General features: G+C 70.5%; 12 protein-coding genes. 3 read left to right on the top strand and 9 right to left on the bottom strand.

The features are described 5' to 3' along the window. Positions 1–36: 36 nt before the first annotated feature. Positions 37–1,503 (bottom strand): amino acid permease, encoded by a 1,467-nt coding sequence (locus HNP84_RS03525; protein ID WP_312923587.1) that lies wholly within the window; start codon positions 1,501–1,503, stop codon positions 37–39. A 132-nt stretch (positions 1,504–1,635) separates the two neighbouring features. Here HNP84_RS03525 and HNP84_RS03520 point away from each other — a divergent pair, with 132 nt between their 5' ends. Then, a complete protein-coding gene (locus HNP84_RS03520) occupies positions 1,636–2,361 on the top strand; it encodes a DedA family protein (protein WP_185047893.1) in 726 nt (241 codons plus the stop codon). A gap of 78 nt (positions 2,362–2,439) precedes the next feature. Here HNP84_RS03520 and dxs read toward each other — a convergent pair whose 3' ends face one another. Then, complete coding sequence (dxs, locus tag HNP84_RS03515) at positions 2,440–4,347, bottom strand: 1-deoxy-D-xylulose-5-phosphate synthase (protein ID WP_185047892.1); 1,908 nt, start codon at positions 4,345–4,347, stop codon at positions 2,440–2,442. Between the two features lie 135 nt (positions 4,348–4,482). On the opposite strand from dxs, the gene HNP84_RS03510 reads away from it, so the two are divergent. Together HNP84_RS03510 and HNP84_RS03505 are read left to right on the top strand one after the other, a co-directional pair. After that, positions 4,483–5,334, top strand: a complete 852-nt coding sequence (locus HNP84_RS03510; RefSeq protein WP_185047891.1) for a neutral zinc metallopeptidase — start codon at positions 4,483–4,485, stop codon at positions 5,332–5,334. A 289-nt stretch (positions 5,335–5,623) separates the two neighbouring features. After that, positions 5,624–6,418 (top strand): neutral zinc metallopeptidase, encoded by a 795-nt coding sequence (locus tag HNP84_RS03505; RefSeq protein WP_185047890.1) that lies wholly within the window; start codon positions 5,624–5,626, stop codon positions 6,416–6,418. Between the two features lie 30 nt (positions 6,419–6,448). Here the strand turns inward: HNP84_RS03505 and HNP84_RS03500 are convergent, their stop codons facing one another. The 7 genes from HNP84_RS03500 to HNP84_RS03470 all read right to left on the bottom strand — a co-directional run bounded on the left by HNP84_RS03500 (position 6,449) and on the right by HNP84_RS03470 (position 16,390). Further along, the gene (locus HNP84_RS03500) at positions 6,449–7,651 is read right to left on the bottom strand and encodes an ROK family transcriptional regulator (protein ID WP_185047889.1); all 1,203 of its coding nucleotides are present in this window, start codon (positions 7,649–7,651) and stop codon (positions 6,449–6,451) included. A 49-nt stretch (positions 7,652–7,700) separates the two neighbouring features. After that, entirely contained in the window at positions 7,701–8,948 is a 1,248-nt protein-coding gene (locus HNP84_RS03495) for a sugar ABC transporter permease (protein WP_185047888.1), read from the bottom strand. Then, positions 8,945–9,715: an ATP-binding cassette domain-containing protein gene (locus HNP84_RS03490; protein ID WP_185047887.1), complete on the bottom strand. Its 771-nt coding sequence runs from the start codon at positions 9,713–9,715 to the stop codon at positions 8,945–8,947. The genes HNP84_RS03495 and HNP84_RS03490 overlap by 4 nt, the downstream gene beginning before the upstream one ends. Before the next feature lie 275 nt (positions 9,716–9,990). Beyond that, positions 9,991–11,106: a sugar ABC transporter substrate-binding protein gene (locus HNP84_RS03485; protein WP_185047886.1), complete on the bottom strand. Its 1,116-nt coding sequence runs from the start codon at positions 11,104–11,106 to the stop codon at positions 9,991–9,993. 134 nt (positions 11,107–11,240) lie between these two features. Beyond that, the gene (locus HNP84_RS03480) at positions 11,241–11,966 is read right to left on the bottom strand and encodes a sulfite exporter TauE/SafE family protein (RefSeq protein WP_185047885.1); all 726 of its coding nucleotides are present in this window, start codon (positions 11,964–11,966) and stop codon (positions 11,241–11,243) included. A 726-nt stretch (positions 11,967–12,692) separates the two neighbouring features. Further along, positions 12,693–15,428 (bottom strand): aconitate hydratase AcnA, encoded by a 2,736-nt coding sequence (gene acnA / locus HNP84_RS03475; protein ID WP_312923987.1) that lies wholly within the window; start codon positions 15,426–15,428, stop codon positions 12,693–12,695. A gap of 236 nt (positions 15,429–15,664) precedes the next feature. Then, a complete protein-coding gene (locus HNP84_RS03470; protein ID WP_246517819.1) occupies positions 15,665–16,390 on the bottom strand; it encodes a metal-dependent hydrolase in 726 nt (241 codons plus the stop codon). Between the last annotated feature and the right edge of the window lie 1,241 nt (positions 16,391–17,631).

The following is a 17,631-nucleotide window of genomic DNA, read 5'->3' as shown; positions in this document are numbered from 1 at the left end:
TATGGCTACACCGCGGCGGGCGCCGGGGTTCCCGGGTCAGGCGCCGGTGCGCGCCTGACCCACGCGGCTGTGCACCCGGCCGTACACGAAGTACAGCGCCACGCCGATCAGCAGCCAGACCAGGAACCGCAGCCAGGTCTCCACCGGCAGGTTCAGCATCAGGTAGATGGACGCGAGCACCGACAGGATCGGCACCAGCGGCACCAGCGGCGTGCGGAACGCCCGTTCCAGGTCGGGGCGGGTGCGCCGGAGCAGCACGACGGCGATCGACACGATCACGAAGGCGAACAGCGTGCCGATGTTGACCAGCTCGGCCAGCGCCGACAGCGGGATGAACCCCGCCAGCACCGCGGTGACCACGCCGATGATGATCGTCACCCGGGCCGGGGTGCCGAACCTGGGGTGGACGGCGGCGAGCGTCGCGGGCAGCAGGTTGTCGCGGCTCATCGCGAAGAACACCCTGCTCTGCCCCAGCATCATGATCAGCACCACCGTGGTCAGGCCCGCGATGGCCCCGATGCTGATCAGGAAGGCGAGCCAGGGCTGGCCCACGGCGCGGAAGGCGTCGGCGAGCGGCGCGGCCGAGCTGAGCTCGTGGTAGGGCTGCATGCCCACCACGACCAGCGAGACGCCCACGTACAGGGCGGTGCACACCGCCAGGGAGCCGAGGATGCCGATGGGCAGGTCGCGCTGCGGGTGGCGGGTCTCCTCGGCGGCGGTGGCGACGATGTCGAAGCCGATGAAGGCGAAGAAGACGACCGCGGCGGCGGAGAAGATGCCGGCGATCCCGTACGCGGTGGGGGTGACGCCGAACAGCACCTGGATCAGCGGCGCGCCCAGCCCCTCGACCGCGGGCGTCCCCCTGGGGGGCGGGATGAACGGGGTGTAGTTGGCGGCCCGGATGAAGAACAGCCCGGCGAAGATCACCAGCAGCACCACCGCGACCTTGATCACCACCAGCACGAGGTTGGTGCGGGCGGAGATCTTGATCCCGGCGACGAGCACGCCGGTCAGCAGCAGCACGATGACGACCGCGGGCAGGTTCACCACGGCGTCCTCCCCCGCGATCGAGGCGGGCAGCTCCAGGCCCAGCGTGGCCATCAGGCTGGTGAAGTAGCCCGACCAGCCCACGGACACCACGGCCGCGCCCAGGGCCAGCTCCAGCATCAGGTCCCAGCCGATGATCCACGCCGGGAACTCGCCCAGCGTGGCGTACGCGAAGGTGTAAGCCGACCCGGCGACCGGAACGGTGGCGGCGAACTCGGCGTAGCACAGCGCCGCCAGGCCGCACGCGATGGCCGCCACCACGAACGACAGGGCCACCGCGGGCCCGGCGGTGTCGCGCGCCACCCGCCCGGTGAGCACGAAGATGCCGGTGCCGACGATGACGCCGACGCCGAACACGCTCAGGTCGAGCGCGCTCAGCCTGCGCCGCAGCCGGTGCTCGGGGGCCTCGGTGTCCTCGATCGATTGCTCGATGCTCTTGGTGCGGAACATGTCCACGGCGCTGCCCTCCCGACTGTCCGTTACTCCTTTCTTGCCCTGCGCTTTCTCCCCCTACAGGTCCGGAACTCTCAGGGTTCTCCAAGGGATGGACCCGATGCGGCGCCGCCCGCGCTGCGCCAGGGTGGAGACATGCTGGGAGACGTGGGGGAACTCATCGGCCGGGTCCTGGACACCCTGGGCGCGCAGAGCACACCCGTGGTGATGGCGATCGTGCTGATGTTCCTCGCCCTGGAGGGCACGCTGCTGGTGGGCCTGTTCATCCCCAGCGACGCGCTGCTGGTCGTCGCGGGCACGACCGCCGGCACCCCGGCCGAGGCCGCGGCGCTGGTCGTGACGGGCGTGCTGGGCTGCGCCGTGGGAGCCAGTGGCGGCCACTGGCTGGGCCGCCGCTACGGATCACGGCTCCGCCACGGCCGGATCGGGCGCAGGATCGGCGAGGAGCGCTGGGTAAGGGCCGAGCGTCTGGTACTCCGCAGCGGGTGGGCGCTGGCCGTGGCCTACTTCCTGCCGGTGGCGCACGCGCTGACCCCGGTGATCGCCGGGACCTTCGGCATGCCATACCGGAGGTTCATGCCCTGGGCGCTGGCGGGCAGCCTCGCCTGGCTGAGCACCTACATCACCCTCGGCGCGGTCGTGGGCGCCGCCGCCCGGGAGTACCAGGACGTGGTGGTGCCGGTGGCCGCGGCCCTCGGCGTGCTCTTCGCCGTGGCCGCCGCCCTGGTACGCCGCCACGCCACCCGCCGCCTGACCGCCGACGCCCCCGGCGCGGGCGACGACGGCGCGGAGGACCCTGGCGCGGGCGACCGCGATGCGGACGACTTGGGCGCGGACGAGCGCCCTAGAGTGCGCTCCTAGACGTACTCGTCCGCGGGCGTCCGCAGGGCGGGCGGGCCGCCGGGCCGACGGGCCGCCCGCGCCGGCGGGCTCGATGGGTCAGCGGCTCGGGTGGTGCTCCAGGACCGGGCTGCGCTTGGCGACGGCCTCGGTGATCTCGCGGGCGAGGTCCTGGCCGGTCAGCCCGACCTGGGACAGGATCTTGGGCCGCTTGGCGTGGTCGAGGAAGCGCTGCGGGATGCCGAATCCGCGTACGGGCACATCGACGTCGGCGTCGCGGAGCATGCGCGACACCGCGTCGCCCACCGCGCCGACGCGGCCGTTGTCCTCGACCACGGCCACCAGCTTGTGCGCCCTGGCGGCGAGCACCAGCGCCTCGTCCAGCGGCTTGACCCAGCGCGGATCGACGACGGTGGCCGAGATGCCCTGGGCGTCGAGCAGGCTCGCGGCCTCCAGGCAGACCTCGGCCATCGGGCCGACCGAGATGATCAGCACGTCGGGGTCGCCGGCGCGCAGCACGTCGCACTCGCCGAGGTTGCCGACCGCCTCGATCTCGGCCGGCACCGCGCCCTTGGGGAAGCGGACGACGGTCGGGCCCTCGGAGAACTCCACCGCCTCGGCCAGCAGCTCGCGCAGCCGGGCCGCGTCGCGCGGCACCGCGATCCGCAGGCCCGGGATCACCTGCAGGATCGACAGGTCCCACATGCCGTTGTGGCTGGCGCCGTCCTCGCCGGTGACGCCGGCCCGGTCGAGGGTGACGGTCACGGGCAGCTTGTGCAGCGCGACGTCCATCAGGAGCTGGTCGAAGGCCCGGTTGAGGAACGTGGCGTACAGCGCCACCACCGGGTGCAGCCCGCCGAGCGCGAGCCCGGCCGCGGAGGTCAGCGCGTGCTGCTCGGCGATGCCGACGTCGTAGACGCGGTCGGGGTACGCCTCGGCGAACTCGGCCAGGCCCACCGGGTGCAGCATGGCCGCGGTGATCGCCACGACGTCCTGCCGCGCCGCGCCGATCTTGACCATCTCGTCGCTGAACACGTTGGTCCAGCCGTGCGGCTTGGGCCGCTCCTCGCCGGTGATCGGGTCGAAGACGCCCGGGGAGTGGAAGCAGTCCTCGTCGTGGTTCTCGGCCGGGGTGTAGCCCTGGCCCTTGCGGGTGAGGGCATGCACGATCACCGGCCCGCCGAAGCCGCGCGCCTTGCGCAGCGCGGCCTCCAGCGCCTGCTCGTCGTGGCCGTCGATGGGCCCGACGTACTTCAGGCCGAGGTCCTCGAACATGACCTGCGGGGCCAGGATGTCCTTCAGGCCCTTCTTCACGCCGTGCAGGGTGTCGTAGAAGGGCTGGCCGACGACCGGCACCTTGCCCAGGCTCTCCTTGACGAACTCCAGCGCGTCCTCGTAGCCGCGGGTCATGCGCAGCGAGGACAGGTGGCGGGCCAGCCCGCCGATCGTCGGGGAGTAGGAGCGGCCGTTGTCGTTGACCACGATGATCAGGCGCAGGTCCTTGGCCGCGGCGATGTTGTTCAGCGCCTCCCAGGCCATGCCGCCGGTGAGCGCGCCGTCGCCGATGACGGCGACCACCGTGCGGTCGTGCTCGCCGCGCAGCGCGAACGCCTTGGCCAGGCCGTCGGCGTACGACAGCGCGGTGGAGGCGTGGGAGTTCTCGATCACGTCGTGCTCGGACTCGGCCTGGCTCGGGTAGCCCGACAGGCCGCCCTCCTGGCGCAGCGTGCCGAACGCCCCGGCCCGGCCGGTGAGCATCTTGTGCACGTACGCCTGGTGGCCGGTGTCCCACAGGATCTTGTCGCGCGGGCTGTCGAAGACGCGGTGGATCGCGATCGTCAGCTCGACCACGCCGAGGTTGGGGCCGAGGTGGCCGCCCGTGCGGGCGACGGACCCGACCAGCAGGTCACGGATCTCCGCAGCGAGCCCGGGTAGATCACCCACGTCCAGTCTTTTGAGGTCGTGAGGTCCCTCGATGGACTCCAGGAGCCCGGCCCGCTCACCCACGCCAGATCGTCCTCTCCGCTCGCGGCACCGACAAGCCGAGTGTAGTTGGCCGGAAGCCCACTGCCGCGGGGGATCCTTCGAAGGATGATGAAGCTGCCCCCCTTTGTGGGGTCTTGTTCTAGTCTTTGCTTCACTATGAACACCCTCCCCATTAGGAAACTCTCGTCACTAGTAGCCGCGGCTGCGGTCCTCGCCCTGGTCGGGGCGGGCACCGCGGAGGCGACGGCGACCGCCGCGCCGGCCGCGCAGAAGGAGGTTCAGCAGGGCCAGACCCAGGCGCCTCCACGCGGGAAGGCGGCGGCGACGGCCAACCCCCTCTACCGCACCGGTCTCCTGCCCCGCATCACCTGCTCGCCGGGTGAGATCCGCCCGGGGAGCGCGGCGTCGTACAAGGCCTTCATGAGCCGCGTGAACACCTGCCTGAACACGTCGTGGGCGCGCCAGTTCAGGAAGGCCGGGCTCTCCTTCTCCAAGCCGCGGCTGCGGTTCGCCACCAGCAGGGTCAGCAGCCCCTGCGGCCGGTGGCCGAGCGGGGCGGGCGGTTACTACTGCTCCAGCAACCGCACCATCTACATCGGGGTGACCAAGCGGGTGCTGCGCGAGGCGTTCGAGCTGGGCCTGGCCCAGTTCATGGCGCACGAGTACGCCCACCACGTGCAGACGATCGCGGGCATCGGGCCGAACTACTACTTCCCGGCCTACTCCAGGGCCAGGGGCTCGGCCAAGCTCCTGCTCTCCCGCCGCTTCGAACTCCAGGCCGACTGCCTCGGCGCGGCCTTCGTCCGCAGCGTCGCCGACACGCTCCCGGTGAACCCGCAGGAGTGGGACGGCATGGTGCAGTGGACCCGCGAGAACGGCGCCAAGACCTGGCCCACCAACGACCACGGCAAGGGCTACAGCCAGGCGTACTGGCTTGAGAAGGGCTTCGCCGCCGGCGGCCCCGGCGGCTGCAACACCTGGACCGTCTCGGCCCGCCGCGTCGCGTAGCGGTCGCCACGCCATCACACGTGAGTCCGGCGTCCGGCTGCCCATGGGCGGCCCGCCGGCGCGGCCCTCAGGACCGCCCGCCCCCTCGCAGGGGTACGTCGGCGCGAACCCCTGTGCATCGCCCGCCCCCGGCGGCGGTCGGGGTGATCGCAGCCGGTTCCGGAGGGGCGCCTGGTAGTAACCGACAGACGGCCGCCCGCGGGTATCCGCGGGCGGCCGTCCCGTTTTTCCGGCGAGTTATGCTTTATCCATCTTTATTCGTCGCTTAACTCCGATAAGGTGCGGGATCATGCGTATCCCCCTTATCGCTCTGGCGTCGAGCGTGCTCGCGTGCGTGCTGCTCGCCGGCACCGCCGGAGCCTCCGCCGCCGCGGCGGGTGCGGCTTCCGGGCCGGTCCCGAAGGGCACTGCCGCCCTGACCAAGAACCCGATCTACAAGACCGGCAAGCTCGAACTCAAGGAGTGCGACGAACAGCCGGTCAAGCCCGAGGACGCCGACTCGGCGCGCATCTATCTGGAATACGTGCTGGACTGCCTCGACGAATCGTGGAGCGCCCAGTTCGCCAAGGCGAAGCTGCCCTTCGCCAAGCCCAAGTTCAAGGTGCTGACCACCTACGGCAAGACGACCTGCGGGACCTTCCCGACGTTCGCCCAGGGGCTGTACTGCGAGAACTCGCGCACCATTTACGTGCTCCTCGACAAGGCCATTCTGTCCGAGCCCGGGGAGCTGTTCCTGTTCCAGCTCCTGGCCCACGAGTACGGCCACCACGTGCAGGAACTCGCCGGCATCCTGGATGAGGAGGTCCGGCTGCAGAAGAAGAAGGTGCCGGGCGTGTGGGAGCGGCACCGCCGGGTCGAGCTGCAGGCCGAGTGCCTTTCCGGCGCGTTCATCGGCAGCGTGTGGCAGTCGCTCGGGCGCAGCCAGTTCGATTTCGACTACATCGGCAAGCTGGCCCAGGCCGGGTTCGACAGCAAGAGCCACGGCAAGGGCAAGAACATCGCGTACTGGCTCAAGCGCGGATTCGACGCCGAGTCGCCGGACGCGTGCAACACCTGGACCGCGCCGAAGTCGCGGGTGGCCTGAGAGCCCGCGCCTCCGGCCTGGCCGGCCCTCCTAGGAGCTCACCCTGGCGAGGGCTTCGAGGGGGTCGGCCAGCACGTGGGAGAAGGCCAGCTCGGCGGCGCCCATGAGGGTCGCGTCGTCGCCGAGGGCGGAGGTGCGCAGGCGCAGGTGCTCGCGCGAGGCGGGCAGGGCGTCGGTGGCGATGCGGCTGCGCACCTGGGCGGCGGCGCCGAGGTAGAGGTCGCGCAGCATCCCGCCGAACACCACGATCTCCGGGTTGAACAGGTTGACCAGGTTGGCCACGCCGAGGCCGAGCCAGTCGCCGACCCGGCGCAGCGCCTCCTGGGCCTGCGCGTCGCCCATGTCGGCGGCGTCCACCACGGCCCGTACGGCCTCGCGCCCGGTCTTCTTGCCGAACCTGCCGGCCAGTTCGAGCAGGGCGCGCTCGCCCACCTCGGCCTCCCAGCAGCCCTTGGACCCGCAGCCGCACGGCCGTCCGCCGGGGTTGATCACCATGTGGCCGACCTCGCCGCCGTAGCCCTGGTGGCCGCCGAGGAGCTGGCCGCCCACGATCACGCCGCCGCCGATGCCGACGTCGCCGTGCAGGTAGATCAGGTCGCGGCAGCCGACGCCGAGCCCGCGCGACTGCTCGGCGAGCGCCCCCAGATTGGCGTCGTTGCCCACCGCGACCGGCAGCCCGAGGCCGAGCCGCCGGCCCAGCTCCTCCCCGAAAGGCAGGTCGTACGCGTCCAGGTTGGGGCCGAACCGGACCACGCCGTCGGCGCGGGCGACACCGCCCGCGAACGCCGCCCCGATCCCCACGCACACCGTGTCCTCGCGGGTCTTCCTGAGCATCTGCCTGGCGAACCCGGCCAGCCGTCCGATCTCCTCCTCCACGGAGAACGGCTCGCGCCGGCGTTCGACCTGCCGGCGGTCCAGGATCACGCCGCCGAGCCCCACCCGGGCCGCCACCATGCGGTCCACGCCCACGTCGAAGGCGAAGACGTAGACCTTGGCCGACTCCGGGCGCACGACCAGCGACGGGCGGCCGGCCCGGCGGGTCTGCCGGGGCAGCTCCTCTCGGACCAGCCCGGCCGCGGTCAGGTCGGCGGTGAGGGCCATGATCGTGCTGCGGTTGAGACCCATCCGGCTGGTCAGCTCGGCGCGCGAGGTCGGCCCGCCCAGATGGACGTGCCGGAGCAGCGCGCCGAGGTTGTGGCGCCGGATCTCCTCTTGGGAGGGGCCTGCGCGCATGGGCGTGTATGCCTGCCGTTTCTGCGGGAGGGGGATCGGGGGTCGGGGATCACCTTAGACCAGAGGCCGCCGCCCGTTTGCGCGAGAGGGCGTCCACGCCCGCGGCCAGCAGCAGCACGCACCCGGTGACCATGTACTTCACGCTCGCCGGGTAGCCCATCAGGCCCATGCCGTTCTCGATGACCGCGACCACGGCGCCGCCGAGCACGGCGTCCAGGACCCTGCCCTTGCCGCCGAACAGGCTGGTACCTCCGATCACGGCCGCGCCCACCGCGAACAGCAAGACGTTCGCGCCTCCGGTATTGGGGTCCACGGACGTGGCCCGCGACGCGGCGAGGATGCCGCCCACCGCCGCCATCGAGGAGCAGATGACGAAGGCGCTGATCTTGATCCGGTCCACCCCGATGCCGGCCCTGCGGGCGGCCTCGGCGTTGCCGCCGACGGCGTAGATGTGCCGGCCGAACGCGGTGCGGCGGAGCACGAACGTCCACAGGATGAGCAGCACGAGGATGATCGGCACCACGATCGGCACGCCCTTGAGCGAGACGACCACGGCGTTGCGGCTGCGCTCCAGGTTCAGGAAGTAGACCGCGAACCCGGCCAGGACCGCCAGCGTGCCGACGCGCAGCGCGATCAGCGAGATCGGGTCGGCGACCAGGCCCCGGGCGGCGCGCTTGCGCGCCCGCATGAGCTGGAGGGCGCCGTACCCGGCGACGCCCACCGCGAACAGCGCCCAGCCCAGCGCGGGCGGCAGGTTGCGGTTGGCGATGGCGACGATGACGGGGTCGCGGATGGAGATGTTGGTGCCCTCGTCCACCAGCACCAGGACCAGGCCCTGGAAGGCCAGGAACGCGGCCAGGGTGACCACGAAGGAGGGGATGCCGAGTTTGGCCACCAGGGTGCCGAGCACGATGCCGATCACGACGCCGGTCGCGATGGCGAGCAGCACGCCGACGTACCAGGGCAGGCCGATGTTGGTCAGCGTCACCGCGAGCACGGCCGCGCACACGCCGCTGGCGAAGCCCGCGGACAGGTCGATCTCGCCGAGCAGCAGCACGAACACCAGGCCCATGGCGATCACGGTGACCGCGGCGCCCTGGGTGAACAGGTTGGCGAAGTTGATCGAGGTGAGGAACGCCGGGCGCAGGATCGCGAAGACCACGCACAGCACGAGCAGGCCGAAGACCGCGGGCAGGGCGCCCATGTCGCCGCCGCGGACCCGTTCGAGGTAGTCGCGGGCGTTGCTGGCTATCGACGGCGCCTCCGCCGTGCGATCGGGGGTGAGGGTTGCGCTCATTGGGTGACTCCGCTGCCGTTCTTGAGGCCGAGCTCCCCGCTGCGGCCCGAGGTGATCAGCTCGACGACCTGCGAGTGGGTCACGTCGGCCGCCTTCACCTGGGCGGCCATGCGGCCGAGGTAGAGCGCCGCGATCCGGTCGGCCACGGCGAACACGTCGTTCATGTTGTGCGAGATCAGCACGACCGCCAGGCCGTTGTCGGCGAGCCTGCGCACCAGCTCCAGGACCTGCGCGGTCTGCGCGACGCCCAGAGCGGCGGTGGGCTCGTCCAGGATGACGACCTTGCTGTTCCACAGCACGGCCTTGGCGATGGCGACGGTCTGCCGCTGGCCGCCGGAGAGGCTGGAGACGAGCTGCCTGATCGACTTGACGGTCTTGACCGACAGGCTCGCCAGCGTCTTCTGCGCCAGCTCCTCCATCGAGTCCTCGTCCAGCACCAGGCCGTTCCGGCGCTCCCGGCCCAGGAACATGTTCTGGACGATGTCGAGGTTGTCGCACAGGGCGAGGTCCTGGTAGACGATCTCGATGCCGAGCTCGGCGGCGTCGCGCGGGCTGTTGACGTGGACCGGCTTCCCCTCGAAGAGGTAGTCGCCGGAGTCGATCGGGTAGATGCCGCCCACGCACTTGACCAGGGTGGACTTGCCGGCGCCGTTGTCGCCGACGAGCGCGGTCACCTCCCCGGCGTACGCGGTGAAGGCGACGTCGTGCAGCACCTGCACGGGGCCGAAACTCTTGTCGATCCCGCGTAGCTCAAGCACGGGGGTCATCGAATCTCCTCGACGGTGGAGACCCCCGCCTCGCGGCGCGGGGACACAACTGATCGCGTGAGGGGGTGTGCGGCGCCGGAGCCGGCATGAGCCTCTGGCGGCGCAGGCCGGGCGGGCAACTGGCGGCGAAGCAGGAAACCCGACCCGTGAGGGTTGGAATCCCCCGGCTTCAGCCGTGGGGAGGAACTCAAGAAGGCTGCTCCTCTTCTGGAGGGTTTCTCGATCATGACGGCGAGGCCGGCACGCCTTCGTGGGGCGTGCCGGCCGCGGGCGGGCTAGGAGATGCCGGCCTCGGTGCACTTGTCGGCGAAGTCGCCGGTGCACAGCTCTTCCTTGCTGACGAAACCGTCGTTGACGACGTCCTTGACGTTGTCGAAGAAGATCGCCTGAGGCTCCAGGAGCACGGCCGGGACGTCCCGGTTGCCCTCCGGGTCCTTCACGGTGCCGCTGGCGGCCGGCTTCTCGCCCTTGGCCAGCGCGATGGCGAGCTGGGCGGCCGCGTCGGCCTCCTTCTTGATCGCCTTGTAGACCGTCATGCACTGGTCGCCGGCGAGGATGTTCTGCAGGCCCTGCACGGTGGCGTCCTGGCCGGTGACCGGGACCTTGCCGTTGAGGTTGTTCTTCTTCAGCACGGTGATGGCCGCGTTGCCGAGGCCGTCGTTGGCGGCGAGCACGCCCGCGATCTTCGGCTCCTGGGTGAGCATCTGCTCGAAGATCGTGCCTGCCTGGGTGTTGTCCCAGTCGGGCACGGACTGGTCCGGGCCCTTGATGTACTCGCCGGAGTCGTACTTCGGCTGGAGAACGCTGTCGTAGCCGTTCTTGAACAGCGTCGCGTTGTTGTCGGTCGGCGAGCCGTTGAGCTCGGCCACGACCGGCTTTTCGACCTTCTTCTCGGCCAGGCACTTCACCAGCCCCTCGCCCTGGAGCTGGCCGACCTTGGTGTTGTCGAAGCTGACGTAGTACGAGGCGCTGCCGCCGAGCGTGAGCCGGTCGTAGTCGATGGTGGCCACGCCCTGCGACTTGGCCTTGTCGAGCACCGCCTTGCCGGTGCCGCTGTCCAGGTTCACGATCATCAGCACGGTCGCGCCGTTGGTGATCATCTGGTCGGCGATGGTCTGGAACGCGGTCTTGTCGCCCTGTGCGTTCTGGATGTCGGCCGGAATGCCGGCGGCCTTGAACGCCTCCTCAAGGTACTTGCGGTCGGCGGTCTCCCAGCGAGCGGACGACTTGCTGTCCGGCAGGATCACGCCGATTTTGCCGGTGGCGGACGGCTGGGAGGTGGCGCCGCCCTGCTCGGCGGAGGTGGTGTCACCGCTCTCGCCCCCGCACGCGGTGAGACCGAGGGTCATCGCCGCGGCGGCGGCGGTCAGGCTGAGGATCCCCTTGCGCATTGCACGGGTCCTTTCTGGGCTGAGATTGGGGGGTTTGAATGTTGTTTGCGGCAACGTATTCCGCCGTGGCCTGCTTGGGAAGACCTCTCCGGGGGTGAATTTGTTGTCTCAGGTAACAATCCAGAAACGCAGCCTTAACCGCTGATGCTCTGCGCGATCAGCACCAGCGCGGAAACCCCGGCCAGCACGAGGATTCCGGCCCTGGTCCGCCCGCCGTCCAGGTAGCGGCGCAGCGGCCCCGACACCACGAAGCCCGCGATCATGAACGGCACCAGCAGCCCCCCGGCGACCAGCGCCCGCACCGGCAGATGCCCCACCGCCCACAACACCCCGAGCGACTGCAGCGCACTGAAGCAGAAGAACACCGCGAGCGTCGCCCGCACCTGCGGCCCCTTGGCCCCCTGGAACACCAGCGCGATCGGCGGCCCCCCGATCCCGGTCGCGGTCCCCGTGATCCCCGACACGAACCCGGCCCCCGTCACCGTCGCCCCCGTACGCGGAATGGCCACCGCCCGCGCCGTAAGCGCCACCGCGACCAGCACCATCGCCCCCACGAACACCCCCAGCGCCTGCGCGGAGACGTACACGACGATGAGCGCCCCCACCGCACTCCCCGGCAACCGCCCCAACACCGCCCACCCCAGCGCCCGCCACTCCACCCGCCGCCACTCCACGGCCAGCGTGAACAGCGGCAGTGAGGCGTTGACGACCTGAATGGCCCCGGGCATCAGCGAGGGCTGCATCATCGTCAACACCGGCGCCGCCACCAGCCCCAGCCCGAACCCGACACCACCCTGCACGACGGCACCCACAAAAACCGCCAAACCAGCCCAGAAGAGGAGGAATATCTCAGCGTCCATGCCCTGAGCTAATCAGGGAGGGGAACGGGGGCTCCTGTGGGGATGGGCTGTCGGGGGCGGGGGCGCGTCGCGCGCAGAGGGACCCGCACTGTGGAACGGCAGACGTCGGAGGGGGACGACAGGCGGCCGGCCGGGGGTGGGGTGGGTCGCCGAGCGGCGAACAGGCTGGGACCGGCGACAGGCCAGGACCAGGACCGAGACCAGGATCGGGATCGGGATCGATCGGGACCGGGGATTGACAGACCTACAGATCGGCCGGGACCGCAGATCACATGGGGCCTCATGGATCAGCGGAACTGAGCGATCAGGGGCACTCAGGAATCAGCCGGGCTCACAGATCGGCCGAGACCCGGCCTCGGGGCGGCCCTAAGGCCCCACGCCATCCCGGTCCGCGGATAGAACGCCCCACACGGCGCGGGTAGCGGCAACCACATACGGCGCGGGTGGCGGCGCCGCAGACGGCGTCCGCCCCTGGCGGGAGATGAACGTGGCCACCGGACAGCCACCGGCACGGGGAACCGCGCCATTCCCCTGCGACCGCCCGACGTGCCATGTCACGCCACCATGTCACGCCATGTCCGGTCAGGTCACGAAGACCAGGAAGACCATCGCCGGCAGGCCGGGACGCGTCCATCCGGCTCCGCCCCTGGCCGGCGTGCCGGAAAGCCCTGGCGGGCCGGGGCGGTTTGCGCCCGGCCCGCCGGAGGGGGATCACAACTCGCGTGGTCAGCTCTTGGCGAGCAGCGAGCGCAGGACGTACTGCATGATGCCGCCGTGGCGGTAGTAGTCGGCCTCACCGGGGGTGTCGATGCGGACCACCGCCTGGAACTCCTTCTCGCCCGCCCTGACGGTGACCGTCTGCGGGATGGCGCCCTTGTTGAGCTCCTCGATGCCGACGATGTCGAAGGTCTCCTCGCCGGTCAGGCCCAGGGACGCCGCCGAGGCGCCCTCGGGGAACTGCAGCGGGAGCACGCCCATGCCGATCAGGTTGGAGCGGTGGATGCGCTCGTACGACTCGGCGATCACGGCGCGTACGCCGAGCAGCGCGGTGCCCTTGGCGGCCCAGTCGCGGGAGGAGCCGGAGCCGTACTCCTTGCCCGCCAGCACCACCAGCGGGATGCCCTGCTCCTGGTAGTGCACCGACGCGTCGTAGATCGTGGTCACCGGGCCGCCCTCGACGGTGAAGTCGCGGGTGAAGCCGCCCTCGGTGCCGGGCGCGATCTGGTTGCGCAGGCGGATGTTGGCGAACGTGCCGCGGATCATGACCTCGTGGTTGCCGCGGCGCGAGCCGTAGGAGTTGAAGTCCTTGACCGCCACGCCGTGCTCGCGCAGGTAGACGCCCGCCGGGGAGTCGGCCTTGATCGAACCGGCCGGTGAGATGTGGTCGGTGGTGACCGAGTCGCCGAGCAGGGCCAGCACGCGGGCGCCGCTGATGTCGGTGACCGGGGCCGGCTCGGACGGCATGCCGTCGAAGTAGGGGGCCTTGCGCACGTACGTGGAGTCGGGGTCCCACTCGAAGGTGTCGCCGGTCGGGATGGGCAGCGAGCGCCAGGTCTCGTCGCCCTTGAACACGTCGGCGTAGTCGCGCTTGAACATGTCCTGGCCGATGGAGGCGTTGACGACCTCGGCGACCTCCTCCGGCGAGGGCCAGATGTCGGCGAGGAAGACCGGCTCGCCGTCGTTGCCGATGCCGAGCGGCTCGGTGTTCAGGTCGAGGTCCATCGTGCCCGCGAGCGCGTACGCGACCACCAGCGGCGGCGAGGCCAGGTAGTTCATCTTGACGTCGGGGTTGATGCGGCCCTCGAAGTTGCGGTTGCCCGACAGCACCGCCGTGACGGCCAGGTCGCTCTGCTGCACGGCCGCCGAGATCTCCTCCGGCAGCGGACCGGAGTTGCCGATGCAGGTGGTGCACCCGTAGCCGACCAGGTTGAAGCCGAGCTTGTCGAGGTAGGGCTGCAGCCCGGAGCGCTCGAAGTAGCCGGTGACGACCTGGGAGCCGGGGGCCAGGGAGGTCTTCACCCACGGCTTGCGGCTCAGGCCCTTGTCCACGGCGTTGCGGGCGAGCAGGGCCGCGCCGAGCATGACGTACGGGTTGGAGGTGTTGGTGCAGGAGGTGATCGCGGCGATCACGACCGCGCCGTGGTCGATCTCGAAGCTGGTGCCGTCGGCCATGGTGACCGGGGTCGGCTTGTGAGGCCGTGCGCCGTTGGCACGGGCGTTGGACGCGGGCGCGTCGGAGGCCGGGAAGGACTCCTCGGACGCCTCGTCCACACCGTCCTCGTCGGCGACGTACGCCTTGACGTCGCGGCGCCAGGTCTCCTTGGCGGCCGACAGCTCGATGCGGTCCTGCGGGCGCTTGGGACCGGCGATCGAGGGCACGACGGTGCCGAGGTCGAGCTCCATGTGCTCGGAGTAGTCGGGCTCGGCGGCCGGGTCGTGCCAGATGCCCTGCGCCTTCGCGTACGCCTCGACCAGCGCGATCTGCTCCTCGCTGCGGCCGGTGAGGGTGAGGTAGTCGATCGTCTGCTGGTCGATCGGGAAGATCGCGCAGGTGGAGCCGAACTCGGGGCTCATGTTGCCGATCGTGGCCCGGTTGGCGACCGGCACGCTGCTGACGCCCTCGCCGTAGAACTCCACGAACTTGCCGACCACGCCGTGCTTGCGCAGCATCTCGGTGATCGTCAGCACCAGGTCGGTGGCGGTGGCGCCGGCGGGCAGGCGCCCGGTGAGCTTGAAGCCGACCACGCGCGGGATGAGCATCGAGATCGGCTGGCCGAGCATCGCGGCCTCGGCCTCGATGCCGCCGACGCCCCAGCCGAGCACGCCGATGCCGTTCTCCATGGTGGTGTGGGAGTCGGTGCCGACGCAGGTGTCGGGGTAGGCCTTGCCGTCGCGGGTCATGACCACGCGGGCGAGGTGCTCGATGTTGACCTGGTGCACGATGCCGGTGCCGGGCGGCACGACCTTGAACTCGTCGAAGGCGGTCTGGCCCCAGCGCAGGAACTGGTAACGCTCGCGGTTGCGCTCGTACTCGCGCTCGACGTTGCGGGCGAAGGAGTCGGGGTGGCCGAAGAAGTCGACGATGACGGAGTGGTCGATGACCAGCTCGGCCGGGGCGAGCGGGTTGATCCGGGACGGGTCGCCGCCCAGGTCGCGTACGGCCTCGCGCATCGTGGCCAGGTCGACCACGCACGGCACGCCGGTGAAGTCCTGCATGATCACGCGCGCCGGGGTGAACTGGATCTCCACGCTGGGCACCGCCTTGGGGTCCCACCCGGCGAGAGCGCGGATGTGGTCGGCGGTGATGTTCGCGCCGTCCTCGGTGCGGAGCAGGTTCTCCAGCAGGATCTTCAGGCTGTACGGGAGGCGCGCCGATCCCTCGACAGCGTCCAGCCGATAGATCTCGTAGGCCGCGTCGCCGACGCGGAGCGTGTCACGGCTGCCGAAGCTGTTCGCGGACACGATGTTCGCCTCCTCCATCGCATTACTCTCCGTGGTCGGGGCAGCCGGCCCTCGGCCGTACGCGCGCGCCGCGCGGCGCGCCGGGTCCGTTCCCCTAACGAATCCTGCCGCACCTGCGGAGTGCCCAACGCAGTTAGGTGTGCCTAACACGCCGGTCATCCGGCAGGGCGCGACAGATGTCTCGATATCAAGATATCCCGCCGATATCTCGACATCAAGTTACCGACTGGTAGCGATCAGGTGGGGGCCAGCCGTACGTACAGCAGGCCCAGGATCACCACGGAGAGGATCGGCGCAAGGATCTTCTGCTCGAACGCCTGCCCGGTCTTGATCCCGATCTTCCACGGCAGCACCCACCGCTGCTTCAGCGGCCACAGCACCGGACACCCCTTCTCGGTGCAGCAGTCGCCCACGACGTGCACCAGGCACCCGACCCCGATCGCCAGCCCCAGCCAGGCGTATCCCACCTCGTACGACCTGAACACCACGAACAGCCCGACCGTGAGCCCGATGTTGACCATCGCCGACCCGATCTTCTTGCCCGGGATGCCGATCCCGATCGCGCGCAGCGCCAGCCCGATCATCAGCACGACGAGGATGTCCCGCCCGAGCGGATAGGAGTTGGCCAGCAGGTGCGCCCCGAACCCGGTCGCCACCGCGAACACCAGCGAGTGCGTCGCCCCCCGATGCCCGCCGCTGACCCAGGCCACCACCTTGCTCATCAGCCAGGTGACCGGCCCGAAGGTCTGCGCGATCGTCGCGCTCGGATGGTCCAGATCGGGCAGCATCGCCGCCCCCGCGCACACCAGCGCCCCGGCCAGGAACTCGGCCGGCGTCAGGGCGTCGGCCATGACACCCATCTCGATCACCCGCGTCGACTCCCCGATATAGGGAAGAGCCGCCAACCCCGGCGCCACGGCCAGCCAGGCCGCAGCCCCGGTCAACGCGTGCGTGTGCCCCATCATGTCAAGATCACGGCCCTCCACCCTACGCCAAAACCTCCCCAAACTCCCGCCACCACGCGGTGACACCCACGAGCACTCGCCACCAAAGCCGGCCACCACACCAGAAGCGGATGACGCCCACGGCACCGAATGGGGCGCAATGCGGGTCACGGGAAGAGCGCCCCCGGGGACGAAGGGAGTCACCGACGACCACCGGAACGCGGACGCCCGGAACCAAGGCGCAAGGCCGGAAGGCCGCAAGGCGGAAGGCCACAGGGCGGCTGATCCCCACGCCAGGGCTTCCCACAGCCGGCCGCCCTCGACCACGGACCATGCCGGCCGAGCCCGGGAAGGAGCGAGGCGGGGAAGCACAGGATCAAAGTGCGGCTGGACGCGCGGGGCGATAGGCCGCCCCGAACACAGGCCGCCTCTCGACCACGGCATTGCCGCGACCCGGATAAGCGGACCACGAAGGGAAGGTTCGGCATCGAGCGGGGACGGGTCTCAGGCGCGGGCCATTCCGGCAGCGCACAGGACGGCAATGACGCCGCCGCGAGGACGCGCCTCTTCGGCCGGCCACATGGGCACGACGGCAAGGGCGCCACGAAAGGAAGGCCCGGCAATCGGGATGTGGGCGCTTGGGCGGGGGTCGAGTCTGGACCAAGAAGCGCAGGAACGCGGTCGCGATGCCACCAAGGCGGACACGGGCCCTCTCCGGCTATGGGCACACCCTGTCCGCGCCTAGCCCGGTAAGAGGGCTACGGCGGGAAGGTCCGGTACCCGGGATGTGGCGGCTTGGGCGCGGGTCGTGTCTGGAGGAGGAGCGCAGGGAGCGCAGCGACCGGAGCGACGAGGGAAGACACGACCCTGCAAGGCGCCCAAGCCCGCCCGTGCGGAGCACGGGCCATAAGCACAGCGCGGGTCATGTCCGGACGGAGGAGCGCAGGGAGCGCAGCGACCAGAGCGACGAGGGAAGACACGACCCTGCAAGGCGCCCAAGCCCTGCACGTGCGGCGCACCGGCCACAAGCACGGCGCCAGTCGCGCCTGGAGCGTGGAGCAGCGGGAGCGCGGCGCCGATGGCCCCACCACGAACATGGGCCCCCTCCGACCACGCGCACCGGGCACGCCCATGCCCGGTAAGCGGGCTACGAGAGGAAGGTCCGGTACCCGGGATGTGGCGGCTTGGGCGCGGGTCGTGTCTGGAGGAGGAGCGCAGGGAGCGCAGCGACCGGAGCGACGAGGGAAGACACGACCCTG

Origin of the sequence: Thermocatellispora tengchongensis, assembly GCF_014202315.1 — a bacterium.
Classification (GTDB): domain Bacteria; phylum Actinomycetota; class Actinomycetes; order Streptosporangiales; family Streptosporangiaceae; genus Thermocatellispora; species Thermocatellispora tengchongensis.
The sequence above is the reverse complement of the archived record's forward strand: the minus strand, read 5'-3'. Positions and strand labels throughout refer to the sequence as shown.